Origin of the sequence: Ferdinandcohnia salidurans (assembly GCF_042680725.1) — a bacterium.
In the GTDB taxonomy this organism is placed as follows: Bacteria; Bacillota; Bacilli; order Bacillales; family Bacillaceae_L; genus Ferdinandcohnia; species Ferdinandcohnia salidurans.
In genome coordinates this window covers 252059-277367 of record NZ_JBHUEK010000034.1, presented here as the reverse complement: position 1 = coordinate 277367, position 25309 = coordinate 252059, and the positions used below count along the sequence as shown (strand labels likewise).

Genomic DNA, 25309 nt, shown 5'->3' with positions numbered 1-25309 from the left:
AAAAAAGGAGTTCACACAATGAATAGAGCTGTACCGTTAATGATTCAAGGTACTCATTCAGATGCTGGAAAGAGTGCAATTGTTACCGCTCTATGCCGGATATTTGTTCAGGATGGTTTTAAAACAGCACCTTTTAAATCGCAAAATATGGCATTGAATTCGTATATAACGGTCGATGGAAAAGAAATCGGGCGTGCACAAGGTGTTCAAGCTGAAGCGGCACGAATTTTAGCAACGACAGATATGAATCCGATATTAATTAAGCCTAATGGAAACTATGAATCACAAATTGTTGTTCACGGTAAGCCATTTAAGAATATGAAAGCTGGAGAATATCGCGAGGACTTTTTTCAACAAGGATTGCAAGTGATTCGAGAAGCTTATGATACATTGTCCAAAAGCTATGAGCGGATTGTGATAGAAGGAGCGGGTAGTCCTGCAGAGATAAATTTAAATGATCGGGAGCTTGTTAATATGCGAGTTGCACGGATAGCGAATGCACCTGTGATTCTGGTTGGTGATATTTACAAGGGTGGAGTCTTTGCCAGTTTAGTAGGAACATTACAGCTTCTTGAGACTGAGGATCGAAAAAGGGTCATCGGTGTCATCATTAATAAATTTAGAGGGGATGTTTCTCTATTACAGCCTGGGTTAACTTGGTTTGAGGAATATACGGGTGTGCCTATATTAGGGGTTGTTCCATATATCGATAACCTTCTAATTGAAGCAGAGGATTCATTGGTGTTAAATACGTATACCTCGAAACCAGATGAGTCAAAAGAAATTGATATTGCGGTCATACGTTATCCGATGATATCGAATTTTACGGATGTGGATCCTTTTTTTGAGGAAAAGGATTGTCATGTCCGCTTTATCAAAGCGATGGAAGACGTCGGAAATCCAGATGTGCTGATTCTGCCAGGGAGTAAAAATACAATTGAGGATATGATGGCCTTACACAGTACAGGTCTAGCTAATCGGATATTAGATTTAGTACAAAAGGGAACTACGGTTGTCGGCATATGTGGTGGGTACCAAATGTTAGGAACACTTATTGAAGATAAACACGGAGTTGAATCAACCCACAGTAGTGTAGAAGGACTAGGTCTCATTCCAATGCAGACTTCCATGACAACCCATAAGACTACCGTTCATTCAGAAGGAATTGCACGCTTTGGTGAGAAACGCATTCCAGTTTCAGGTTATGAGATTCATATGGGACAAGCATCTTTTGAAAATGAATGTGATCATTTTGTTGAACTTGCTGATAGAAGGGAAGGAACGATAACGAAGGACAAACAAATTATCGGGACGTACTTTCATGGTATTTTCCATAATGATTTATTTCGTGAGGTCTTTCTAAACGAGATCAGGGTGAAGAAAGGGTTAGAGCCAATTAAGAATCGACCCTCCTTTTCAAAAAAGAGAGAAGAAGGATTTAATGTATTAGCCAAGGTTGTAAGAGAAAATATCCAGTTAGATCGAATAAATACGTTTCTAACAGACTATCAAAAGGAATTGAAATGATGGGAATGGTACAGGAACCAACAAATATATTTTGCATGATTTTATTTGCAGCTATTGTAGTAGATTTGTTAATTGGTGACCCTAGATGGATTCCCCATCCTGTTGTATTAATGGGAAAATTGATCACATGGCTTGAAAAGAGCTGGAATAGAGGAAATGCGAGAGTTTGGAAAGGGATTTGCTTTTGCGCAACAGTTGTTTTACTCGTTTTTTTCCTTACCTTATCGCTTGTTTTTGTTGCCTATCAATTGCACCCGATCGTTGGCGTTTTTATACAAATCTATTTGATTTCAACTACGATTGCGATCAAAGGTCTTTCGTCTGCCGCTAAGGAAGTTCTAGTTCCTTTAGTGAATGGGAATGTAACGGAAGCGAGAGTCAAGCTAAGTATGATTGTCGGTCGTGATACCGAAGGGTTGCCAGAGAATGAAATTGTCAGAGGAACTGTTGAAACGGTTGCTGAGAATACAGTCGATGGCATAACAGCCCCATTATTTTGGGCAATCATTGGAGGGGCACCCCTTGCGATGGTGTACCGTGCGATTAACACGTTAGATTCGATGGTTGGACATAAAAATGAGCGATTTATGCAATTTGGATGGGCTTCAGCTAGACTAGATGATTTAGTAAATTTGATTCCTGCCAGACTAACTGCCCTTTCGATGTGGCTCGCAGCTTCTTTTATAAAAGGGTCTAAAAAGAGCAATGGATGGAAAACAACTTGGAGAGATGCAAAAAAACACCCCAGCCCAAATAGCGGGTGGCCAGAGGCAATGGTGGCGGGATTACTCGGAATTCAGTTAGGCGGGGTCAATTATTATCAAGGTAGAAAATCAGTGCGTGCACAAATGGGAGCCCCTTTAAGGAAGATGGTAAGTTCTGATATCGAAAAAACAATTCAGTATATGCATGGAGGGTGGATCGTATTCTTTTTGATAGGTGTAAGCTTACTCCTGCTAGTTAACTAGTGTAAATGAGGTGAAATAATGAAATGGCCAAATCATGGGGGACAACCTGAAACAATCAAAAAACTTTTACATATGAAGGACGAGAAAGCATTGCTCGATTTTAGCGCTAACCTAAATCCGTTGGGACCTCCTTCCTGGTTATCTGATGCCTTACAACAACAATATGATACGATCACACGTTATCCAGAGCCCACTTATTCGAAAGCAAGCGCCTCGGTAGCGGAGCATGAAGGAATAGACCAAGACATGGTCCTAATGACAAATGGGGGAGCAGAGGCCATTTTTTTAGTGGCAAAGTATTTCGAAAAAGGGAAAGCACTTATTGCCCATCCTACCTTTTTAGAATATGAACGAGCCTGTACACATTACCATATTGATGTGGAGGATCTTATAGTTGAAGATAAAAGTGGATTTACACTACCAGTCCAATTGATTCAAGAAAAGGTTGCTGAAAAGGATGTTCTGTTTCTTTGTCGTCCTAATAACCCAACTGGAACGGTTATACCAGAAGAAGATTTGCAGCTTTTAGTAGAAGTAGGGAAAAAAAGCGGTACTTATGTAGTAGTGGATGAAGCGTTTGTTGATTTTTTACCAACTTCCATTCCTACCCTTACATCATGGTTATCGGCATACCCCAATTTAATCGTAATACGATCTTTAACGAAGATGTATACAATTCCCGGGCTGCGAATCGGATATATTCTGGCTCATCCAACTGTCATACATGCATTGAAGAACGAACAAATTCCTTGGAGCATAAACTCCTTAGTAGATGCAATCGTTCCGAAATTGCTTGAAGATCGTGATTTTGTTGACAATACAAGAATATGGTTACATGAGGAATCTCGAAACGTATTTAGTAGCTTATCTGCATTAGATTACTATTTTTCCCCATCACTCGTAAACTTTTATCTGTTGCAGGATAAAAAATCTCCAGACCGAACGGATGAGCTTTTTTACTTTTTATTGGAGAATGGAATCCTTACACGACATACTCACAACTTTAAAGGATTACATGGAAAGTTTATACGAATCGCGATTAGGTCACACATAGAAAATCAACAGTTACTTGGTGCACTTCAAAAGTGGAGAAATGAGGTATGATCTTTTTTATTTCAGGTGGTGCTAGATCGGGGAAAAGTCAATTTGCAGAACAAACAGCTCTTTCGTATTTTTATCAAATGAAGGAAGAAAATCATCGTGTTTCTCTACATTACATTGCAACCGCTAAAAAAAGTGATGATGAAATGGCAGAAAGGATTCGGATTCATCAACATGATCGCGGGGAGACTTGGCATACGATCGAAGAGTACTTTCATCTTGAACCGATTCTGTCTAAATTTAAAAAAGGTGATGTGATTTTAATAGATTGTTTGACGATATGGGTAAGTAATGTCATGTTCGAACATACACGCACGATGGAAGAGATGGAGGAAAGGGTGAATCGCTGGTTATCTATAGCACGCGAAAAGCAATTTCACCTTCTTCTTGTTTCAAATGATGTGAATGAGGGAATCCCTCCCATTGATGATGTTGTTCAACGCTATATGTATGCCTTACAACGTCTCCATTCCATGATCGTGCAGCAATCAGATATTGCCGTTCAGGTTCAAGCAGGGATTCCGTTGTATTGGAAGGGTGAAATCTGATGAAGCAAATGTTGTTTGGATTTATACTTGCTGTTCAATTTCTAACACGAATTCCTCTTCCTATCGAATCTCCATGGACAAAACAGACAAGTAGATGGGCAATAAGGAGTTACCCGCTTGTTGGTGTAGGATTAGGTGCTTTTATTACGAGTGTGTTGTGGGTATTGCAGCCTTATGTTCCAATCCTATTCTTGACATTGCTTATCATTTCATTATGGGTCTATATGACTGGTGGATTACACTTAGATGGGTGGATGGATGTAGCTGATGCAGTGGGGTCAAATGCTCCACTTGAGAAAAAATGGGAGATTATGAAAGACCCACATGTAGGAAGCTTTGGTCTGATTTCACTTCTTTTTTTGCTCGCTTGGAAAACTTTTTTTATCTATTCATTGATTGAAGCGGATATACTTTTGTCTTCGGTTCTATTTATCATGGCATTTTCACGTTTAGGAGTCGTTGTATTAATGATTTCTTTACCTACAGCAAAACAACATGGATTAGCATGGGAGTGGAAGAAAAACGTAAATCGGTTTGACTTTTTATATGCGATGATTCCTGTAGGGATACTCTTATACTTTTTTCCTGAATGTTTCTTTTTAGTTCCTGCATATATTGTGTTTATGGTCTTGTTTGGTGCTTGGATTAAGCATACATTTAAAGGAACAAATGGCGATTTATTAGGTACAGCCATAGAGGGAGGCGAATTATGGGGACTTGCGATTACATGGATGTATATCTCGTTCGTCATGGGATAACAGCTTGGAATAAGGAGAAACGGTATTTAGGTCATACGGATAAAGAAATAATAAGAGGTGAACAATCAGGCCTAATTAAACTTAAAAAGGAATTGACACCCATACATTTTGACCATGTTTTTACAAGTGATTTACGACGTTGTCAGGAGTCTTTAAAATTATTAACTATTCCTGCACAGGTAACGGAAGATGCCAGATTAAGAGAATTGGACTTTGGGGACTGGGAAGGAAAGACATATGACGAGTTGAAAGACCAGAAAGCGTATCAGAACTGGCTTAACAATTGGGAGAAAGGCATAATTCCGAATGGGGAGTCAGCTGATACATTTAGTGGTCGAATTGATGCCTTCTTTAATGAACGATTTCAACGAACTCTTCACAATGAAACCATTCTTATCATGACTCATGGAGGCGTGATTCGGTATGTTGTTTCAAAATATGTATCATCTCTATCGTTCTGGGAAGTCATGATCCCGAATGGACATTGTATACGTCTAACATTTATGAAGTACGAGGGGGTATGGAAATGCAGCTCGTTATCGGCGGTGCCTTCGCAGGAAAAAGGAAAATCGTGAGAGAGAAATATGAAAGATGCAGTTGGGCTTCTGCTTATATGGGTGATTCATTATCGAATTGGAAAATGAAATGGGAGAATGATACAACATTAGTCGTTGAAGGTTGGGAAAAATGGATTGAACATGAACTTGCCAATAGAAAAAATATGAACGAGATTCGAAGTGATTTTTCACATCTTTTTCAGGCTTTTGATGTGGAGGAGAAAAAGCGAAATATGCCAATCGTGCTTATTATGTTAGAGGTTGGCAGAGGCATAGTACCCATTCAAAAAAATGATAGATTGCTACGAGATGTGATGGGATGGATTGCGCAGGATGCTGTAAAGATGTCAGATGAAGTGGTGTACGTATGGAATGGGTTATGTAAGAGGTTAAAATAAATATATTTTGCTTGTAAGAAGGAGGTATCGTTCATGAGACTCATTTCGATTTGTCCAAGTAATACGGAATTAGTTGAATATCTTGGATTAACTAAATTCTTAATAGGAGTAGATAATTACTCAGATTGGCCTGAACAGGTGAAAGCATTACCGAGATTGGGCCCTGATTTACATATAGACATGGATAAGGTAGAAGAGCTACAGCCAGACCTTGTATTAGCATCTTTAAGTGTACCTGGGATGGAACGAAATATTGAAGAACTGAAGAAGAGAAACCTTCCGTATGTCATCGTTCCAAACCCAGAAAGCCTGCTAGAGGTTGGAGAGAGCTTACTTTTTGTTGGAAAAGCAGCAAATGTGCATCAAAAAGCGACTCAATTATTTGAGAAATATAAACAAATCTTAGAAAGCTATCAACGTTTATCGAAGCAAGTAGAAAATCAGAAATCAATCTATTGGGAATGGTGGGCAAAGCCCATTTTTACACCTGGGGCGACAAATTGGTTATCTGAAATGAGTGAGCTTGCAGGAGGAAGAAATATTTTTCAAGATATGGATCAAGCGAGTGTACAAACAGATTGGGAAGAAGTGAGACGAAGAAATCCTGATGTGATGTGCATCATCTGGGTAGGTGTTCAAAAAGACAAGGTTAATCCAAAAGTCATTTTAAAACGTCCGCAATCAGATAACATGCAGGCGATACGAAATAAGCAATTGTATATTTTAGAGGAACCATTATTTTGCAGACCTTCACCAAGATTATTAATTGGACTCAATAAGATAGCAAGTATTCTACACCCAACTATATTTCCTCCATTTATTGAAGGGAAAGATCCGTTAATCGATTAGAATAACAGTAAGGCTGGTGATGGGTTATGGGACTTGAATTAACTGTTAAATCGCTTTTCTTTCCTACATATGATACCATTTATCTCTATACAAAAAAGGGACGTGATTGAACATGATAAAAATTAGCATACCTACTCCAGATATTACGATTACAGAACGGAAACAAATTCCGAAAGAAAATGAACCAATAATCAAGGATATTCACGGATTTATTGACTTCCATCTCATACCAAGAGATAAAGGTGGCATTTTCTTATTTTTTAATAAAGATGATGAGCTTCTGTTTGTCGGGAAAGCGCGGAAACTACGTCAACGAATTAAAAAACATTTTGAAGACACGGTTTCACCTATTAAATCGCACAGAGACGAAGTCTATAAAATCGATATTTGCATCGTAGAAGATCCTATGGAACGAGACATTTATGAAACATATATCATAAATAAACTTCGGTCCAAATATAACGTTGATAAAGTGTTTTATTAAGAAATATAGGTGCCAGACTCCCAGTGCGGTAAATATTTACCGTGTGTGGGGTCTGGCCCTTTTTATTTAGGTATAAAAATATTTTAAATTCGACAATCTTCGGGTCGTCCTGTGACGGGACTTAATGTAATGAAAATTTGTAAAATTATGCTAAAATAAATGATATGAACTAACATAAACGTTTTCTTTAGCTAATGATTAGCCAATACGAAAGTTAAAAATCTTAAGTAAGAAATATTTTTTATTAAAAACAGGAGGACAAGTAAATGGTAAATCCTCTTCAAATAGGCTGGATAGATTACTCGAATGAACATCGAAATAAAGTCATGGCCATTCTCGATTTACTAGCTCAAAAAGGGGCTGTGGATGAGCTTGGGATTGGAATGATTAGAGATGGTTTCTCAGATACGTTCTTTCCTGGTACATCTACCTTACAAACGAGAGCCAAATACTTTTTTATTGTTCCTTACTTGGTAATGGAGCTAGAAAAAGATTCATTCTCTAGTCATAATCAATTTCTAAATAAGCTCTCCCAACAAGAATTAGAACTTATTGATATCTTAAAACAAGGTAAAGATTTGGATGGAATTATTGGAGGGAGATCTGGTAAGAAACTAAAAAGAAAGCCATCCAGTATCTATTGGAATGGTCTTAGGAAATTTGAAATATTTAAATATGAAAACCTTACCCTCGATAACTATGCTAAATCTGTATTTGCCATGAAAAAAAATAAGCAAGCTTTAAAATCCTTAGGTGACGAGGAGACAGATGATATTGATGCTGGAAATGAATATTATGGGACTTTCTGGCATTGTCTACTACCTGATAGAGATTGGAAAGAAAATCTACAAATAAAGCTAACTCGACAAGAAGCAGAGTTTTTGAAGCAAAGAATTACCTTATCTTCTAAAACAGAACACAGCCTTTTTGCTTATTTACTACATCAAGATCCCGAAAAACAAAAACTTGTAGAAAGTTTTGAAATGATCGGGGAGGTGTTTGATTTACCTGATCACATAAGAAGGATGTACCAGTTAGCGAACAAATTTAATAAATTTATATCTGGTGCCAATATAAGATACAATGTCATCCTTTCGAAACAGGAGAATGAGGACGCCGTAGAGGAATGGGAAAAATGGCTCAGTAGTTCTTTTGTGAAAAATGAATTTTCTTCTTTTCCTTATTTAGAGGTGTTAAGCCTTCTACATATAGACAGAAGAAATATTCGATTGAAGAATTTCCTACGTGATTGGCAGAAGCTTGCAATAGATGGTGACGTGGATGAAATCGATAACCTATTAATTAATAGAGAAGTAGAATTAAAATCAAAGGATCGTGCCAAATTATATAATTCGAAGGCCTTCTCTTATGATGGGAAATGGGTTGGAATTCGGTCCTTAGATTATCGATTTCGAGTTGCTAAAGCGATCATAAACGATATTTTGGACGGATTGGAGGAGTAGCGTGCTTAAGCCAGATAAAAACAGATTGAATTATAGTGACATATTAAAGCCACCCGTCGATTATGAAGTTGAATTTGCGATGGGGACGACCTATTCACTTGATTTAGAGGCATTAATTGGGGTGCCACTAGCACTAAGTCTAGCAGAAGAAATGAGTCATACATTTCAAGATAATCCGATCTTTATGTTGGAAGGCCTTAGAAGGGCATCAGATAAATTTTTAATTTTCTGCGAAGCAGGGCAAATAAAGGTACCTCAGAAAAACAATACAATCTTTGCATTATTAGAAAACAGTGTAAGTGAAATCGCGTTAGAGAACGATCTCTCCTTCCATCCAAAAGTATGGTTAGTTAAATATGTGAATAAAGAAAATCGGGAGTTATATCGACTCCTTGTGTTAACTCGAAATTTAACATTTGACCGCAGCTGGGATATTGCGTTGGCATTGGAGGGGGAAAAGCAAGAGGATGTGAATCCTAAGACGAAACCGTTAAAAGACTTTTTTGATCATCTACTTCCTTATGTTCCAGATACGACTAAGGTGGAAGCGATGAAGAATCTCCTATCAGAGTTGGATTTTGTACATTTTGTACCAGGTGGTAACTTTGTGGATTATGACTTTCTGCCACTTGGAATCGAAGGACACGGTAAAGACGATACTGAACTCTTCGAAACATATCATGATCTCATTATTATGTCCCCGTTCTTAAGTGGAAGTACGTTAAAAGAATTGACAGAGAAAAAATTGTCAGACGAGAAGTTTGTGCTGATTACAAGAAGAACGGAACTACATAAACTTCAGAATGATATTCTTGATTATTGTGATATTTATGTATTAAAAGAAATGATTGTTGAAGGCGAAGGTGTGATTAGTGAAGAAGACGACGAGGATATGGAGATTGCTCAGCCTCAGGATATTCATGCGAAATTGTATGTGAAGAGTAAATATAATCAACACCATTTTTACATAGGTTCTGCCAATTGTTCTAGGAATGCGTTTCATGGAAATGTAGAATTTCTACTAAAATTAAAATATAAGAAGTATGGGTTTAGAATACAACAATTGCTTGAAGATTTATTTGGGAAAGACGAGGAAGATAATCCATTTGAAAAAATCGAATCTCTTCCGGATATTGAAGAAGAAAAGGATGAAGACTTGCTAGAACAACTACAAAAAGGGATTAAACAGCTTTCTAGAAGTGATTTACGGGCAATTGTTACAGAGACTCAAGGTACATATTCGTTAGCTATTCATAGCAATGAACTTCCAAATACTGTTCGTTTTTTTATTAAACCATTATTAAGTCAAGTACAGGAGCAATTTTTAGAGGAAACAGTGCTTTTCTCTGATTTGAGTTTGTTAGAACTTGGGGAATTTTACACTGTAAAAGCTGTAATAGGTGATACCCAAGTAGAAAGAATTATAAAAATCGATACAGAGGGAATACCTGCTGAAAGAGATAGCGAGATCTATAAAAGTATTATTCGTGATCCAATGACTTTTCTTAGATATGTCGCATTTCTATTAGCAGATGATTTCTTACTAGCAGCACTTGAACAGTCTGAAAGAAACAAAAAAGGAGACTTTGCATGGGACTCTGCTTATATGGATGGACCCATTCTATATGAGAATATGTTAAGGACAGTTTCGCGCTCTCCTGAAAAACTTAATGATGTGGAATATGTAATTGATATTATTCGTGACGAAGAAATCATCCCAGAGGACTTCGAAAAATTGTATCAAACTTTTAAAAGGGCAAATCAGAATAGGTGAATCAAATGATAAATCTGGAACAGAAAGAAAAGGAAATACTTTCGGGACTCAAGGATTTCCAAAGAGCCACGGTTGAACGAATTCATTATCTTTTTACTAATCATTATAGCCGTGTACTTGTAGCTGATGAAGTAGGTCTTGGCAAAACATTAATTGCTAAAGGGGTTATTGCCAAGACCGCTCGGTACCATAGGGAAATAGTAGAAGATCCTTTATTTAAGGTTGTGTATGTTTGTTCGAATCAGGGCATTGCTAGCCAGAATTTGAAAAAATTAATGATTGATCAGAATGTACAGGTAGAAAAGGCTTCAAATAATCGTTTATCTATGCAGCATCTTAGAATTTTTGAAGATAAGTATGATGAAGAACTAAAGGAGAAATATATTCAATTAATTCCTTTAACACCTATGACATCTTTTGAAATGACAACAGGATTTGGGAGTGCAAATGAAAGAGCTTTGATGTTTGCTTTTTTAAAAAGACACAAAGAACTTCAAGAACATATTGAAGAGTTAGATTGGTTCATGATGGACAAGGCCAAATCTAGTTGGAACTGGCTAAAGAACTATTTTGAGGATAGAGTCTTGACTATCGATGAGATAAGTAATGGGGAATACATTGAGACGATTCTCTCACAGATCGAAAATGCATTTGATAACAACCCTACTATTCATCATGAACTTCAAGAAGTTTGTCAACTCATAAAGGAACTCAATTATCCTGATGCAAGAGTAAAAGGCTCAAAGAAAGTCATTCTTTTTTTACGTAAAATGATGGCTGAAATCAGTGTGAAGATGATGGAACCAGATTTGGTGATTATGGATGAATTCCAACGATTTTCTGAGTTGATTAATACAGAAAGTGAAAGTGAGACCGCAATTCTTGCAAAGAAATTCTTTAACAGTGGTAACTCATCAAAGGAAGTAGTGAAAACGCTATTGCTATCGGCGACGCCTTATAAAATGTACTCGACGTTGGAGGAAATCCAGGAGTCTGGTAGTGATGATCATTACAAGGAGTTTTTTCAGGTCACAAATTTCTTATTTGAGAAAAAACCAGAGCAACAGAAGAGGTTTGAAACAGTGTGGAAAGATTACTCCACTGCATTAAGTGAGTTTACACATCATGATTTAGTTATTTTGAGGGCAAAAAAACAAGAAGCAGAGGAGCAGCTTTATAAAGGGATAGCTCGAACTGAAAGAATGCTTGCAGAAGGCGCAAGTGAATTGATTAAAGGAAGAGTAGAGAAATTAGAGGTTTCTCATGAAGATATAAGATCCTATATAAATATGGATCAACTGCTACAAGATGCGGAATTAAATGATAAACTGCCGGTGGAATATGTGAAATCTGCACCATATTTGATGTCTTTTATGGATAAATATAAATTAAAACAGAAAATCTCGCAGTATTTCATCCATCATCCCGACAAAGTTTTATTAGCCAATAAAGAGGGGCTATGGGTTGAGAGAAAAGGCATTGATAATTACAAGCAAATACCTGATGTAAATGCTAGACTATCAAAATTAAAAGAAATTGCGTTGCCACAAGGGGCAGAGAAATTATTATGGGTTCCGCCATCGCGGCCATACTATGAGTTTGGAGGAAGCTATACTAGACATCAGCAATTCTCGAAAGTGTTAGTGTTTTCTGCTTGGGAAATGGTGCCTAGATCAATTGCAACGTTGCTTTCTTATGAAGCGGAGCGCTTAACGGTTGGTGAAATGATTAAAAAGATACCTAATAAGAAAAAGCGTAAAAGTAAAAAGAATTATCTCTATTCAGCAGAGAGAAGATTCCCACAGCCACGAATTCGCTTTGTCATGAAGGATAACGCACCATCTAATATGAATCATCTGACACTACTCTATCCTTCTATTTCATTAGCAAAATTATTTAATCCGGTGGATGTCTTAAATAGGAAAGTAACGCTAGCTGAGATAAAACTGGAGATTACTGAAAAAATCAGGGAAATGCTCAAAGAGATTCCGGAAGAAGAAAGTTCTAGAATTGATGAACGATGGTATTTTATGGCTCCTCTTTTATTTGATATAAAGGAACCTGTCATGAATGATTGGTTCTCTACTGAGGGTTTTATGGAAGTAGATAATCAAGGAGATACGAAAGATGGAGACGACAAAGCATTAACACTTCACTTTAAAGAATTACGGGGAATTTTCTTATCAGAGGAATACCCTGATTTAGGGAAGAAACCAGATGATTTAGTTGAAGTATTGGTAAACATGGCACTCGGTTCTCCGAGCGTATGTGGGGTACGAATGCTAGACCAAGTTGACTCAACATCTTTAACGAATATCGTCATGTTTGCCAAATCAGTACTAAATAGGTTTAATTCTCAGGAAGCAATTGCTATTGTTGATTTGCAGTATTCAACGAAAGATAGAGACCACACTCATTGGAAGAATGTACTCCGATACTGTGTAGATGGCAACTTTCAGGCGATGATTGATGAATATGCCCATATGCTACTTGAAGAGGGTGGTTTAAAACATAAAGATACGACGGAAAGAAACCAAAAGCTTATTGAGGCGATAAAAGAATCGTTAGAGTTTCGAAGTGCCCCATTGCAAGTAGATACTTTCTCAAGTTTCAAAAGAAGAGTGACGACAGGAACATCTCATTCGGGATTACGTATGCGAACAAGTTATGCTGTTGGTTTCGCCGATAAACGTAACGAGGACAGGGCACATGACAGAAAACAGAGCGTCAGGAGATCTTTCAATTCACCATTCCGTCCATTTGTACTTGCTTCCACCTCGATTGGGCAAGAAGGACTAGATTTCCATTATTATTGTCGTAAAATCGTTCACTGGAATTTACCTTCTAATCCAATTGACTTGGAACAACGAGAAGGAAGAATTAATCGATATAAATCCTTTGCTATACGTCAAAACATAGCCAAAAAATATGGAAATATCGAATTTGAAAGAGACATATGGGAAGAGATGTTTGATCAAGCGAATAAAAGTGAACGTAATGAAAGCACCTCCGAACTAGTGCCATATTGGACTCTCTCTGAGAATCAAGGTATACAAATAGAAAGAATTGTGCCGATCTACCCATTTAGTAAGGACGGGCACAAATATCAACGTTTGATGAAGATATTACAGCTTTACCGACTAAGCTTAGGACAAGCAAAGCAAGAGGAGCTTTTGGAATATATCTTTCAACATGATGTGGATGAAGCAGAGCTTAAAGAGATGTTTATGAATTTGAGTCCTTATTATAGGGAGTAATAATTATATGTTTGAGATAATGGAATATTTCAAGAAGTAGCCTAAGTTCCAGGGCTACTTTTTTGTTGTTTTTTTAATTAGCTGCCCTTTTCCTGAAGATGGAAATACGATATTTCTCCAAGCTGCGAGATAGTCCTTCTTGTATAATATGGCATACTGCCAATTGTGAATGGCTAGTAATTATAGGTTTAATAGACAAATTAGCACGAGTTCATTCGAACCGGCTTCCATTTTGGGGCTGTACAATCAAATGAATCACACAGTGGGACACTAAACCTGTCCGTCCGACCCAACCTCGGTTATAATAATGGTAATATTTTCTTTTATAAAGGGGTGTAATCTAGCTATGAAACTACAAACGATAGTAGATAAAGCAGTACAATTTAGTTCAGATCCAGAAATTACTTCGAAAGCGGAAGCGAAACGTAATTCATTTTTAGAGCGTTTTCCACTTAGCTCTTTACATAATCTTACTATTGATGAATATGCAAATACTAAAACTAAGGATTGTTTCATTTATTGGCTCGAAAGAAAACAGATATTAGCAGGGATTGGTGGGGGCAATTCTTCTAAATTCGGGGTATATCTAGCTAAGAATGGAGAATATTGTAAGGGGTATGGAAAGAACCAAGTTATTCTACAAGGGGATAAACTGCAAAATGAATTTAGTAAAGTGAAAAGTACTATTTTAGATGCCATTACTTTTGCAAAAGGGGACAGAATTTCAGAAATCAGTAAAATGGAAAACCCATTGTTTAATATGGTTCTGTTAAAAATTTTAAATCTCTATGTCCCGGAAATGTTTTTTAATATTTATTCTCCACCGATCTTAATTGAGTTAGGAAAAATATTAGGGGTGCGAGATGAGATTCTTGTTCCCCAAGAATCTATTGAATTAAATCATCAAGTGATTACTCTTCTTAAACAACAAGAGGTGTTCTCTAACTGGTCTAGTCATCAAATTTCTCATTTTATTTGGGAGCTTTTTGCAGAGCGGGATGAAAAGATTGATGACTCTGTAAGATATTTTCTAGTTGGTCATACATACGGTTCTGATCAATCTATTAAAGATTTCCTAATGGAGAATAATTACATAGCCACAAATTTCTTAAGTGAAGATTTATCAGAGTATCTTACTGATGATAATTTTGAAACGATTATTGAAGAAAAGGAAGATTCTACTGCGGGTCAAAAGGCTCTTAAGCAATTCTTTTCTATGAAAGAGGGAGACTATGTTGCACTGAAATCAACATTTACTCGTAAAATAGAAGGAAAAACAAAATCTGTATTACGGATTAATGCAGTGGGTAGAATTACGAAAGATGCAAATGATGGTTATAGCTTTTCACATGAGAATGGCCATTTACTTCCGGTAGAATGGATTGATAAGGAAGTAAATGAATATATCGGCTATGGTGGATATCGGAGTACAATCAATCAGGTTAAAAATAAAAATGCGATTAATCTTATTTTTATGAAAGAAGAAGGAGGTCACGAATTGCCACCAGAGTTAGAAATTGATGATATACCAAAAAATTATGTCCTCTTTGGGCCTCCAGGGACAGGTAAGACATACCAAGTTGTTAATCGAGCCGTTGAATTAATTGATAAACGAATATATGAGGAACTGGAAGCGGACGGGCGAGAAGCACTTCAACAATACTTTACACGTTTATTAAAGGAAGATCGTATACGTACTGTGACCTTCCATCAGTCCTACGCGTATGAAGATTTTATTGAAGGTTTGAAATCCGACGGGAAAGGGAACTTTGTGACGTCAGACGGCCTTTTGAAAAGAGTGGCTATTGAAGCAATGTTTGAGGGAATTACCAACAATCAGAATGATTATTCTGACGAAATACGTTTTGAACAGCTTTATGATTATTTAGCTGAAAAAGGATTGGAACAAAATATTAAATTTGAATCTTTAACTGGAAAGATGCAGTCCATATCTCATGTATCAGACAATGGAAATCTTAATGTATCAAGTGATGATTCGGATGGCATATCAATTGTTTCTAAAGCCAGATTGTTAAAACTATATCGGTATGTAAATGAAAATGGAGTAGACTGGAAAAACTCTGTAACATTTATAAAAGAAGCAATCGGCGGGGCAAACCATACAAGATATTGGGCTGTTTTTAATTGGATTATGAACAAAATTGATGCGGATGAGAAACCGGAAACAATAGGTAGTGATCTTGAGTATGAGGAAAAGAAAAGAATTGTATTAAAAGCACTACAGGAAAATAAACAATTCGATTTTTCAAAATCGAAACAGTATGTTGTCATCATTGATGAGATAAACCGTGGGAATATTTCTAAAATATTTGGTGAACTTTTAACACTTTTGGAAGAAGATAAACGATTAACCGCTGATAACGAGCTAATTCTTGAGCTACCTTATTCTAGGGATAAATTTATCCTACCTCCAAACTTATATATAATTGGGACAATGAATACAGCGGACCGTTCCATCGCGTTACTGGATACAGCATTACGCAGACGTTTTGTTTTTGAAGAAATGATGCCAGCTCCTGAACTTTTGGAATCTGTAGGTGATGTCATTAATGTGGAAGATATGCTTTCAATTATGAATAAACGTATTGAAGTTTTATATGATCGAGACCATATGATTGGACATGCATATTTTATTAATGCCAAAACGGATGAAGAAATTATCACAATCATGGAAACAAAAATCATTCCGTTATTGCAAGATTATTTCTATGATGATTGGGAAAAAATTGGGTTAGTGTTAGGTGGAATTGGCTCATCAAAAGAGGATCCATTCATAATTTATAAAAAAGATATAGATGTAAAAGACTTATTTAAAAACAGACCAGCTATCCATATTCCTACAATCTATCGTGTGAAAAAAAAACTAACTGCGCAGGAGCTATTGTCCATCTATGAGTGAGAATACAATAATTGTTAGAGAAGCGTATGATTGGATAACAGAAGATGATATATCACCTGCACAATACGAGGAGCTAATTAGATACCTAGAAGAAAAATACCCCAATGAAGATATAGTAGATCTAAAGTATAAAAAATGTAGATTTATAAACTATGTCGGAGTTATCCAATGTTCAGATGTTCGCTATGAGATTTTGCCGAAGATTAATCTTTCAAAAGAAGATGAAAGAAAAGCATTACTTTCAATGTTATCAGTTTCGAATTTTCTTCCTATTTCTTTTTATGAAAAGGTGAAAAATGGTTCAGAATACAGCGACTTGTTATCAGCTTTTCTTGTTGCTTTCTTGGAACGGTTACTAAATGAGTTAAGAAAAGGGTTGTATAAGTCGTATGAAACACATTCTGAAAATCTATATGTACTTAAAGGTAAACTTGAATTAAAGGAGCATATTGGAAGAAATGCATTTATTAAAACGAGAGCTTTTTGTAGTTTTGATGAACATTCCGAGAATAATCCTTTAAACCAGCTTTTTAAGGCAGCGCTATTTATTGTACGGAAAAAAATAAGCTTGCAATCTTTAAAATTATATATAGAACGTTGCTTAGGGTATTTGGAAAATGTAGACTTAGTGAAATTTGATGCTAATTCAATCAGTAAAATAACCTTGAATAGACAAAATGAACGTTTCCGCGATGCTGCAATATTTGCAAAGTTAATTATTGAACATGCATCTATTTATAGTCGAGGACAAAGATCATCATCCTTTTCTTTTTTGTTTCCAATGAATCTTTTATTTGAGAAATATATGGAGGTAGCATTGAAAGAGTCAGTGGGGTATGGAAGTGTAGCTAGTCAGCATGCAGAAAAGCGATTACTGCGCAACAAAAAGAGTGGCTACAGGAACATCCTATTAAAGCCTGATTTTGTTATTAATGAAGATATCATATTAGACACAAAATGGAAAAGTGCCACATATCAAGGTAGGACTAACTATACCCAAGCTGATATATATCAAATGTATGCCTATGTTACGGCATATGAGAATGTAAATCGCTGTATTTTACTTTACCCGAAACAAGAAGGCGAGCAAGACCTTCCGATTTGGGAAGTGATCGACACGGAGAAAACAATAGAGATGCGCACGGTTAGGATTGATAATTTTGAGAGAACTGTTGAGGAGTTAACTAAGATCTTAATGCTGGACTAAATAAAGTAAATTGGAATGGGAATTTAACAAAAAATAGAGTTCGACTCCGACCACCAGGAAAGATTAGATGTAGATAACGGTTTATTACTCTGCCCAAACCACGATGCGTTATTTGATAAGGGATTCATATCCTTTGATGAGAATGGTAGGATAATAATTTCTAAAATTCTTGATGATACCTTAAAAGTATTCTTGAATATAAACAATAGTTTACAAATTACCATGAACGAAAGCCAAGTACATTATATGAAATGGCATAGGGAAAATAGGTTTCAAGAATTGTAAAGCTGGATTATTTAAATATACTGCGATAGCAAGTAAGAGGGGTAGATATGATCGAATTAAAAAAGTTAGCACGAGGAACAGTATTTCATTATGAAGGATCTATAAAAGATGGTATCGAAATCAAGTATGGAAAGGCTGGATATGTTTCAAAGGTTTCTTTAAATACCGGAAGGTTGCGCAGATGTGATTGATAACAAACTAAAGTTCGTTACAAAAAATTAGAAAATGAGATGTAATAGAAGGGGGAAAAGGAATGAGTAGGTATGAATATAGTGAAGAACAGAACCAGGTTTTTCTAAACAATATCCAATATTACAGAAACCTAATTAAAGGAGAAAATGCAAAACAAACAGAAAATATCACCAGGAATTTTGCTGTTATACTTATAAATGAAAATTCTCTTCTATGGGATCGAAAGATCGATGGAAACGGGGTGCCAGAACGACTTGTATATTTTGACAACCTACTTGCTGGTGTAGTGTTTCCTCATGAGTATTACGGAATTGAGGTTATGAAATATTTTGGAAGAATTCCTCGTCAAGATAAATGCAAAGATCCAAATAAATGGGTAACACATCACGAAAAAAGAAGGAAAGGGAACCCTGTTCGAGATCATGAGGAAACAGTCTACAAATTAACATTAGATTAAGGCTGCGGACGAGAGTTGAACTCTCAGTGGTAGAAAGGAAACAGCTACTGCATGAAATTATAAAGCAGGATATTAGCCTGGTATCAAAGGTAAATATATTGAGGGTCATGGTGCTGCCTACGTTAACTTGGTCCATCAGCAAGGGTTAGAAGGGATAGTCCTAAAACATAAGGACTCAAGCTATGAGATTTGAAAACGCAGCCATGCGTGGCTTGTGTACTAAAAATTCAAATTATCATTTTGAAAGTTATTTATAGCTTCGTAAGTCTCAGTATCATTGTAAAAAAACCGTGCCTTTGCGACCTAAAGTATAGAGATGATAATTTAATATTTAAACCTACAACGGAGAAGGACAACTGAGTAAAATATATTAATACAAGAAGATTTGGCTGCTGAACAATCTTGGAATGTACTATTATTAATAGGTTAACAACGTTAATCTATGTTAACATTTGAATAATATGAAACTATTATTGGAGAGTCCAAAAATGAAAAAGAATATGACCTATTTAATCTTACTTTTAACGACCATCTTTATTGTTGGTTGTACCAACGTAGATGATTCAACCATTACAGATGTAGAAATAGATTCACAAGAAGTAACCACAGTTGAAACAAACAAAAGTAGTGAAGAACAAGAAACTATCACTACAGTTGTCGATGAACCTGTAGTAGAGGAAACACCAACCCAACCAAATAATGAACTATTCTCAGGATACAAACTTATTGAAGTTGATGGTGGTGATTTGTCTGGATACCGTGAACCTAACGTCGTCGTTGACGTTGGTTATGGCGACCGTGAATACTGGGCATTTACTAATGAATACGGACAACTCGTACGTGTCATTGCTGACGAAATCATTCTACAAGATGACAGTAACGAACCTGTATTATCGTCTGGCAGATACTATTCTGATGAAGCAAAGGTTCCTGGTGTCGAAAGTGACGTTTTAGATGAAGGACATATCATTGCTGATTCTCTAGGAGGAGTATCAAATGCTTATAATATTACCCCACAAGAAAGTACGCTCAACCGACATGGTGATCAAGCTTATATGGAGGACGCAATCCGTAAGGCAGGTGGAGCTACCAAATTTGAAGCAATTATAACTTATCCGAATACAGAAACACAGATTCCTTCAAGCTATCAATATACCTATACTTTAATGGGTAATGTAATTGTTGATAAATTTGATAATGTAAACCCAGATGAAGTAAACGCATCACTTGGTTTAACAAGCAGTAAACCTTCTGATTCAACTAATTCAAACACAAATTCAACTAGTTCTAATGCAGACGGTGATATATCTCGTGTGGATACAAACGGTAATGGGCAAGTGACGATTAAAGAAGCTAAAGATGCAGGTTTTAGTATGCCAATAACTTCTGACCATTGGCTATACAAATATATGGATGATCGTGATGGTGACGGTATGGTAGGTGAGTAAGCTCCTGGATCTTTCAGGCAATATAAATGAACCAAAGAACTTTTTCCACCTTGGACGATTTATAACAATTTGCAAATGGTAATCTGTTCAGGACTTAACTAACTTTACCAATATTTGTTTATGAATTTGTAGAAATAATGTTATATACATTAAATGAATAGGAGGGGTTTTTGTGGAAGAAATTCAAGAAAAAATGCACCTTCGTTTTATAGAAAAAAAATTACAGAGCTATTCAGGATTTACCTTTGAAGAACATGCGAGGTTTTTACTAAAAGTTATTGATGGTCAATTTACATTTACAAGGTTACGTAAAGATGGAAAAATTGATGGATACAAAAGGTTGGGGAAAAATCGGGGTATTGAAATTTATTCTATTTTTGGGAAAGAGGTTTGGACAGCTCCAGATTTTGATAAGATATTTGGTGATTTAAAAGACGCGATAGAATATGCAAAAAGCCATGAATTTCTTTTAAAAAAATGGTGTCTAGTTATTAATTTTGAATTAGAAACTGAATTTAGACACGAACTGGAGGATGCATGTGAGGAAAATGATATTCTTTTTGAAGAAATAAATCCATCTGTTCTTATCACAAAACTCACTCAAAAGGATAAAATTTTCACAGCTGCATGCTATTTTAATGCAATTGAGGCTCCAAAATTACCCCTTTCAACCTTTTCAAATCATGAACTTGCAAGACGTGCATTAACAATGATTTATGAAAATAATTCAAAGTCAACTAACGAAAAATTTGAATTGATAAAGGAAATTGTTTCTACAATCCTAAAATTTTCATTTATTGATAACAAACCTATTTATAATGGTAACTTGTATAGAACAATCGGAATTAATACAAAAATATATAAGGATTTTATTTATAGTTATAAATTTTATAACACATCATTTTTGCCAGAAAAAAATGATATTCCGGGAAATTATTTTACTAAAAATGAAGATGGTATTATTATTTTAAAGGTTCCTAATTTAGTACCAATTTATTTACTTTGTAAAGAATTAGAGAAACAATTAGAAAAAACTGGAACATATAAATTATCTGAAGCATTAGAACTTTGTTATAAATTTTCACAACCAGTTTCTTTGAAAAAAATGAGTTAGAAAAACAAAAAAATTTTCCAGTAAAATATCACCATATTATTCAACATAGTTTATCTGAAAATACGAAAAAACAATTCAACATAGTCCTTTATGCAAAATGGTGGGCAAATGGTATATGTCAATTATGTAATCAACCTGCACCATATAAAAATAAAAAAGGCGAGCCACATTTGCATTCTCACCGTATTCAATGGTTATCTCGTGGAGGGGAGGATAGGATTGCAAACACAATTGCGCTTTGTCCAAATTGCCATGATAGAATGCACGTGCTAGATGATCCCAAGGATGTATTAATTCTGAAAAGTAAAGTTAGCTCAATGAAAATATAGATATCCATAATTGATTTTTAATATTTTCTATGAATAGTTTTCCAATGCTAAAAAATTTATTTAAGAGATTAATGGATGATTTTTCCCTTATATAGACCCTGGGGTCGACCCCATAATGGGTACTTTATTTAATGCTTCCCGGCCCCACTGTATATTAGCAACCACAGCCTTTGATTTGTTAAATTATTTATTAAAAAAATAGGAAAAATATGCTAATGCTGTTATAGAAGGACTATTAAACAAAAACAAATCGGGTATTGGAAGTAGGAAAACTAAAAGCATGTCGAAAGGGAGGTTTAATTATTTCAGTACCTACTAAAAGCGATTTTATTGATGCTATCAAACAGTTAAAAATCGAGTCTAGAACATTGGGATTGAAGCATATAGAGATATTATCTTCTGACTTACATAGAAAGTTAGGGTACTACCCTGGTCCGAACCATAGGATGGCTTCTTGTTGTGATGCTATGTATGATTCAATGGATGTTCATAATGGTGATTTGATAGTTATGAAGCCACCTAAAGGTAGGGGAGCCACACTAAAGATAAGATACTACCTATGATCGAATTAGGAGAAGAAATTACCACCACTAGGTTTCTACGAGAATAATAGGAGGGAATAATCATTAAGAAGCAAATAGTCATAGCTGTCACCCTTGTTTTTATGCTTTCTGGGTGTGTAGCTCAGGGAAAAGTAGATCCCCAGAAAGAAATTAATGAGGTAAAAGGTGTACCGACACAAGAAGAAATAGAGTATTATGCCGTTGTTGTAGCAACTACTGAATTAATGAAAGAATATATGGACTTGTTTTCTGAAGTAAATGGGGAGGCAGGGAAACACCCGTCAGTCATGCAAACGGAAAAATGGTGGGAGGATCTTAGTACAGCTTTAATTAGTTTTAGAGTGGCGATTGATGGATACAACAAGAATGAGAAAATGCCAGCTGAAAGCCAGAAAGAAATCCACGAATTAATTCTCCGAACACATGAACCATTGGCGTATGTCGCTGATAACTTCGGGGACGCTATCACCAATAAGGATGCCGATAAGGTCAACATTTGTTTCGATAAAATGGGTGAAGCGAGAGAATACATAGATAAAGCCATTAAAATGAATAATAAGCAATTTGAAGAATGGGAGAACAACGCACAAACACAATAAATAAAGTACAACCTAATTTTGAACTTTTTGTTGCAATTTTGTGACAGTAAAGGAATTGCTTCCCTTTTTGACGAATTTTGTCTATTAAAGGGGAGTTTTTTTTATCACAACATTGTGTCCACATATGTAGTTCCCTCGTTTGTCCATCCACATTTATTTACCCCAAAAAAGGAGATTATTGTCCGTGATATTCAATGTAGAACAAATTGCAGCAGCAATACATGTAATTAACAAACACGCAAAAATAGAATGTGAACATTCAAATTTTTATCAAATTAAAGATGAGATTCTAAAAATCTTAATAAAAACAGGTCAGGCACAAAAAATAGGATTAGACCTTTACAAAAATGTTCGAAATGGTCAAAGGAAAGTCCTTACATCAGTTCAGATCGGGACTTTTACTTTCACACAACACCAACAGATGAGGATCTAAATAAGCTTAGTTATTTAAAACGTGGAAAACATGGAAAAAGACATCGAAACCCAATGTGCATACGGGTCTTAAAGTTGCGAGATATATTATCCTCACTTACCTTAAAAACAATCATTCCAAATATAATCATTTTAATATACCTACACCTACACTTACACCGAACTTTCAAGAGTTTCAGGCTCAAACTACATCTACTAAAACCAGAAGAGTTTCCAATGAAAAAAGAAGCTTTTCATCTTGGTTTAATCAATTGTGAAAATATATTTTTAGAAATTCTATGGTGATTTTCTCTATATTTGGGTATTCCCAATAAGGGATTACTAGTAGAATTATATTGTTCTCTTTAGCATAACTTAATTTTAGTTCATCTCTTTTTTTACGTTCTGTGTATCCCTTTGAACCACCAAAAAAATCAACTGCTTCGTAGTGTTGAACTCCATGATACTCAATTAAACTGATGTTTCCTTGTTTATCAAATAATGCAAAGTCGTATCTCAGTGATTTTTTATTCTTCAAATCTGGAAAGGAATACTCACGTTTAAATGTAACCTTAATCCTTGTGAGTAACTTTTCTAACCTAGATTCGCCTTTTGATGTTTTTTCGCCACGTATGCATTTTGGGCAGCTCTGACCACTTAATATGTTATTTGGGGTTACCTACCACTCATACCCACATTTATGTAGAATTTGAACTTTAGTTGAGTTATTTATATAGTCTCCTGAAAGAACATAATCCTCGCCTTTTACTTTCTTTAGTTTCCGCATAAAGCTTTCCTTGCTATCCTTTTTACTTGGACTGCATTCGGGACATCTTCTACCAGATAGAAAACTATTTGGTACCATTTCGAAAATGGTATGTTTTCCATTTTTACATTTATTGTGTTTAATTTTAATTTTCTTCTTATTTCCACCGTAATCACCAACAACCTCATACTCAGATCCGACAAGGTTATATAATTCATCTTTAAACTTTGATGTAGTTTTAATAGGTGTACTGAAGCACTTGGGGCAACGCCTACCATCTAAAAATGAATGTGGGGTTACGTCATACTCGTAATTACAAATAAGATGTTTTAATTTGATTTTTACATCAGTCTTCACATATTTACCTAAGACGATGTAATCGCCATCCCCTTTTTGAAAAACTTCTTCACAAAATTGGTTATGAGTTTTTGTTCTAGTTTTTATACTTCTATCTAATGCACATACATTGCACCAATTTCCACTTAGGACTAAATCGGGAGTTGCTTTCCAAATATGTTGGCAATCAGTAGCATAGAACCTTATTTTTTCATTTCTTTTAACATATGGATCTATATTAACTATCCTATAACCGTGCACCCTTGTTAATCGTTCATTAAAGTCCTTTTCGGAAAGTGTGTTTTTTAAAGATACAATTTTTCTAGCACAAAGACTACAACCACCTTTTAAGAGGTGTCGTGCTATCATAGTATGATTTTGGTTACAGACGTTACAAAAGAATTCTACAGTAGACTTTGAATTTGTATATTCGGTTAATAATTTGTAGGCTTTACCATACTTGGCGGTAATCAGATCAATATACTCTTGGTGGGTTCTTCGTTTTGCCATTTCTAATCACACCCCTATAGGGTGTATTATATCAAAAATACAACCCTTAGGGATGTTCAACTAATATTGATTGTAGTTTAACTACCCTTAAGTGGTGTGAAATGTGTAAGGGGAAAATTAAATATCCAAGTCGGTGAAAGGATTCGTTATCTAAGAACTGGAAAGGAAATTTCACGAGAGGAGTTAGCGTATCGTGCTAATTTGCATTATAACTTCTTAGGAAAGGTTGAACGAGGGGAAAAAGGTGTTAGTCTTGAAAGTCTTGCTAGTATCACTAGAGCTTTAAATGTTTCTTTGGAGGAGTTTTTTAGAGCTATTGACCCAATAGAAAAATCTTCGGTAATTACAGACAGTGAGGATAAAATTAGAAATCTAAAAGTAGATAAAAAAGAACAAATATTTAAAATTGTTGATATCGTAGTAGGAATGATAGAACATAAATAGGACTATAAATTATATCTCATAGGGTAAGATCTTTTGATCTTACT

Annotated in this window: 24 protein-coding genes; 23 read left to right on the top strand and 1 reads right to left on the bottom strand. The window is 35.6% G+C overall.

The window, feature by feature from the left end; genetic code table 11:
• Positions 1–18: 18 nt before the first annotated feature.
• The 22 genes from ACFSFW_RS23630 (at position 19) to ACFSFW_RS23525 (ending at position 23231) form a co-directional block, all read left to right on the top strand.
• Positions 19–1527 carry a cobyric acid synthase gene (locus ACFSFW_RS23630; RefSeq protein ID WP_388042075.1) on the top strand — a complete coding sequence of 503 codons (1509 nt, stop codon included), beginning with the start codon at positions 19–21 and terminating at the stop codon, positions 1525–1527.
• Positions 1527–2495 (top strand): adenosylcobinamide-phosphate synthase CbiB, encoded by a 969-nt coding sequence (gene cbiB, locus ACFSFW_RS23625; RefSeq protein ID WP_388042074.1) that lies wholly within the window; start codon positions 1527–1529, stop codon positions 2493–2495. Before ACFSFW_RS23630 ends, cbiB begins: the two co-directional genes overlap by 1 nt.
• Positions 2496–2513: 18 nt before the next feature.
• Positions 2514–3599, top strand: a complete 1086-nt coding sequence (cobD, locus tag ACFSFW_RS23620; RefSeq protein ID WP_388042072.1) for a threonine-phosphate decarboxylase CobD — start codon at positions 2514–2516, stop codon at positions 3597–3599.
• The gene (locus tag ACFSFW_RS23615) at positions 3596–4144 is read left to right on the top strand and encodes a bifunctional adenosylcobinamide kinase/adenosylcobinamide-phosphate guanylyltransferase (RefSeq protein ID WP_388042070.1); all 549 of its coding nucleotides are present in this window, start codon (positions 3596–3598) and stop codon (positions 4142–4144) included. The genes cobD and ACFSFW_RS23615 overlap by 4 nt, the downstream gene beginning before the upstream one ends.
• A complete protein-coding gene (gene cobS, locus ACFSFW_RS23610; protein ID WP_388042068.1) occupies positions 4144–4902 on the top strand; it encodes an adenosylcobinamide-GDP ribazoletransferase in 759 nt (252 codons plus the stop codon). The genes ACFSFW_RS23615 and cobS overlap by 1 nt, the downstream gene beginning before the upstream one ends.
• On the top strand, positions 4854–5477 hold the full coding sequence (locus tag ACFSFW_RS23605) for a histidine phosphatase family protein (RefSeq protein ID WP_388042067.1): 624 nt from the start codon (positions 4854–4856) through the stop codon (positions 5475–5477). The genes cobS and ACFSFW_RS23605 overlap by 49 nt, the downstream gene beginning before the upstream one ends.
• The gene (locus tag ACFSFW_RS23600; protein WP_388042065.1) at positions 5429–5857 is read left to right on the top strand and encodes a bifunctional adenosylcobinamide kinase/adenosylcobinamide-phosphate guanylyltransferase; all 429 of its coding nucleotides are present in this window, start codon (positions 5429–5431) and stop codon (positions 5855–5857) included. Before ACFSFW_RS23605 ends, ACFSFW_RS23600 begins: the two co-directional genes overlap by 49 nt.
• Positions 5858–5890: 33 nt before the next feature.
• Positions 5891–6706, top strand: a complete 816-nt coding sequence (locus ACFSFW_RS23595) for a cobalamin-binding protein (RefSeq protein WP_388042064.1) — start codon at positions 5891–5893, stop codon at positions 6704–6706.
• Between the two features lie 112 nt (positions 6707–6818).
• A complete protein-coding gene (locus ACFSFW_RS23590; protein WP_388042062.1) occupies positions 6819–7190 on the top strand; it encodes a nucleotide excision repair endonuclease in 372 nt (123 codons plus the stop codon).
• 266 nt (positions 7191–7456) lie between these two features.
• Entirely contained in the window at positions 7457–8653 is a 1197-nt protein-coding gene (locus tag ACFSFW_RS23585; RefSeq protein ID WP_388042060.1) for a DUF6361 family protein, read from the top strand.
• Position 8654: 1 nt separating this feature from the next.
• A complete protein-coding gene (locus ACFSFW_RS23580; protein WP_388042058.1) occupies positions 8655–10427 on the top strand; it encodes a phospholipase D family protein in 1773 nt (590 codons plus the stop codon).
• A 5-nt stretch (positions 10428–10432) separates the two neighbouring features.
• Positions 10433–13684 carry a helicase-related protein gene (locus ACFSFW_RS23575; RefSeq protein ID WP_388042057.1) on the top strand — a complete coding sequence of 1084 codons (3252 nt, stop codon included), beginning with the start codon at positions 10433–10435 and terminating at the stop codon, positions 13682–13684.
• 346 nt (positions 13685–14030) lie between these two features.
• On the top strand, positions 14031–16604 hold the full coding sequence (locus ACFSFW_RS23570) for an McrB family protein (protein WP_388042055.1): 2574 nt from the start codon (positions 14031–14033) through the stop codon (positions 16602–16604).
• Positions 16597–17811: an McrC family protein gene (locus ACFSFW_RS23565; RefSeq protein ID WP_388042053.1), complete on the top strand. Its 1215-nt coding sequence runs from the start codon at positions 16597–16599 to the stop codon at positions 17809–17811. The genes ACFSFW_RS23570 and ACFSFW_RS23565 overlap by 8 nt, the downstream gene beginning before the upstream one ends.
• Positions 17812–17844: 33 nt before the next feature.
• Positions 17845–18096: an HNH endonuclease gene (locus ACFSFW_RS23560; RefSeq protein WP_388042207.1), complete on the top strand. Its 252-nt coding sequence runs from the start codon at positions 17845–17847 to the stop codon at positions 18094–18096.
• Between the two features lie 47 nt (positions 18097–18143).
• Positions 18144–18287 carry a hypothetical protein gene (locus ACFSFW_RS23555; RefSeq protein WP_388042051.1) on the top strand — a complete coding sequence of 48 codons (144 nt, stop codon included), beginning with the start codon at positions 18144–18146 and terminating at the stop codon, positions 18285–18287.
• Positions 18288–18349: 62 nt separating this feature from the next.
• Entirely contained in the window at positions 18350–18745 is a 396-nt protein-coding gene (locus tag ACFSFW_RS23550) for a hypothetical protein (protein ID WP_388042049.1), read from the top strand.
• A 488-nt stretch (positions 18746–19233) separates the two neighbouring features.
• Entirely contained in the window at positions 19234–20193 is a 960-nt protein-coding gene (locus ACFSFW_RS23545; protein WP_388042047.1) for a DNA/RNA non-specific endonuclease, read from the top strand.
• 172 nt (positions 20194–20365) lie between these two features.
• Positions 20366–21307, top strand: a complete 942-nt coding sequence (locus ACFSFW_RS23540; protein WP_388042045.1) for a hypothetical protein — start codon at positions 20366–20368, stop codon at positions 21305–21307.
• Positions 21271–21636, top strand: a complete 366-nt coding sequence (locus tag ACFSFW_RS23535) for an HNH endonuclease (protein ID WP_388042206.1) — start codon at positions 21271–21273, stop codon at positions 21634–21636. Before ACFSFW_RS23540 ends, ACFSFW_RS23535 begins: the two co-directional genes overlap by 37 nt.
• Positions 21637–22300: 664 nt before the next feature.
• A complete protein-coding gene (locus ACFSFW_RS23530) occupies positions 22301–22798 on the top strand; it encodes a hypothetical protein (RefSeq protein WP_388042043.1) in 498 nt (165 codons plus the stop codon).
• Positions 22799–22982: 184 nt separating this feature from the next.
• Complete coding sequence (locus ACFSFW_RS23525) at positions 22983–23231, top strand: YkyB family protein (protein ID WP_388042042.1); 249 nt, start codon at positions 22983–22985, stop codon at positions 23229–23231.
• 657 nt (positions 23232–23888) lie between these two features.
• On the opposite strand, the gene ACFSFW_RS23520 is transcribed toward ACFSFW_RS23525, so the two are convergent.
• Positions 23889–24821 (bottom strand): hypothetical protein, encoded by a 933-nt coding sequence (locus tag ACFSFW_RS23520; protein ID WP_388042040.1) that lies wholly within the window; start codon positions 24819–24821, stop codon positions 23889–23891.
• Positions 24822–24917: 96 nt separating this feature from the next.
• On the opposite strand from ACFSFW_RS23520, the gene ACFSFW_RS23515 reads away from it, so the two are divergent.
• Positions 24918–25265, top strand: coding sequence for a helix-turn-helix domain-containing protein (locus ACFSFW_RS23515; protein ID WP_388042038.1), 348 nt, complete (start codon positions 24918–24920; stop codon positions 25263–25265).
• The last annotated feature ends 44 nt before the right edge of the window (positions 25266–25309 follow it).

Coding starts and splice junctions, on each gene's coding strand:
- ACFSFW_RS23630 (WP_388042075.1), top strand. CDS start 19: ATGAATAGAGCTGTACCGTTAATGATTCAAGGTACTCATTCAGATGCT.
- cbiB (WP_388042074.1), top strand. CDS start 1,527: ATGGGAATGGTACAGGAACCAACAAATATATTTTGCATGATTTTATTT.
- cobD (WP_388042072.1), top strand. CDS start 2,514: ATGAAATGGCCAAATCATGGGGGACAACCTGAAACAATCAAAAAACTT.
- ACFSFW_RS23615 (WP_388042070.1), top strand. CDS start 3,596: ATGATCTTTTTTATTTCAGGTGGTGCTAGATCGGGGAAAAGTCAATTT.
- cobS (WP_388042068.1), top strand. CDS start 4,144: ATGAAGCAAATGTTGTTTGGATTTATACTTGCTGTTCAATTTCTAACA.
- ACFSFW_RS23605 (WP_388042067.1), top strand. CDS start 4,854: ATGGGGACTTGCGATTACATGGATGTATATCTCGTTCGTCATGGGATA.
- ACFSFW_RS23600 (WP_388042065.1), top strand. CDS start 5,429: ATGCAGCTCGTTATCGGCGGTGCCTTCGCAGGAAAAAGGAAAATCGTG.
- ACFSFW_RS23595 (WP_388042064.1), top strand. CDS start 5,891: ATGAGACTCATTTCGATTTGTCCAAGTAATACGGAATTAGTTGAATAT.
- ACFSFW_RS23590 (WP_388042062.1), top strand. CDS start 6,819: ATGATAAAAATTAGCATACCTACTCCAGATATTACGATTACAGAACGG.
- ACFSFW_RS23585 (WP_388042060.1), top strand. CDS start 7,457: ATGGTAAATCCTCTTCAAATAGGCTGGATAGATTACTCGAATGAACAT.
- ACFSFW_RS23575 (WP_388042057.1), top strand. CDS start 10,433: ATGATAAATCTGGAACAGAAAGAAAAGGAAATACTTTCGGGACTCAAG.
- ACFSFW_RS23570 (WP_388042055.1), top strand. CDS start 14,031: ATGAAACTACAAACGATAGTAGATAAAGCAGTACAATTTAGTTCAGAT.
- ACFSFW_RS23565 (WP_388042053.1), top strand. CDS start 16,597: ATGAGTGAGAATACAATAATTGTTAGAGAAGCGTATGATTGGATAACA.
- ACFSFW_RS23555 (WP_388042051.1), top strand. CDS start 18,144: ATGATCGAATTAAAAAAGTTAGCACGAGGAACAGTATTTCATTATGAA.
- ACFSFW_RS23550 (WP_388042049.1), top strand. CDS start 18,350: ATGAGTAGGTATGAATATAGTGAAGAACAGAACCAGGTTTTTCTAAAC.
- ACFSFW_RS23545 (WP_388042047.1), top strand. CDS start 19,234: ATGAAAAAGAATATGACCTATTTAATCTTACTTTTAACGACCATCTTT.
- ACFSFW_RS23530 (WP_388042043.1), top strand. CDS start 22,301: ATGCTTTCTGGGTGTGTAGCTCAGGGAAAAGTAGATCCCCAGAAAGAA.
- ACFSFW_RS23520 (WP_388042040.1), bottom strand. CDS start 24,821: ATGGCAAAACGAAGAACCCACCAAGAGTATATTGATCTGATTACCGCC.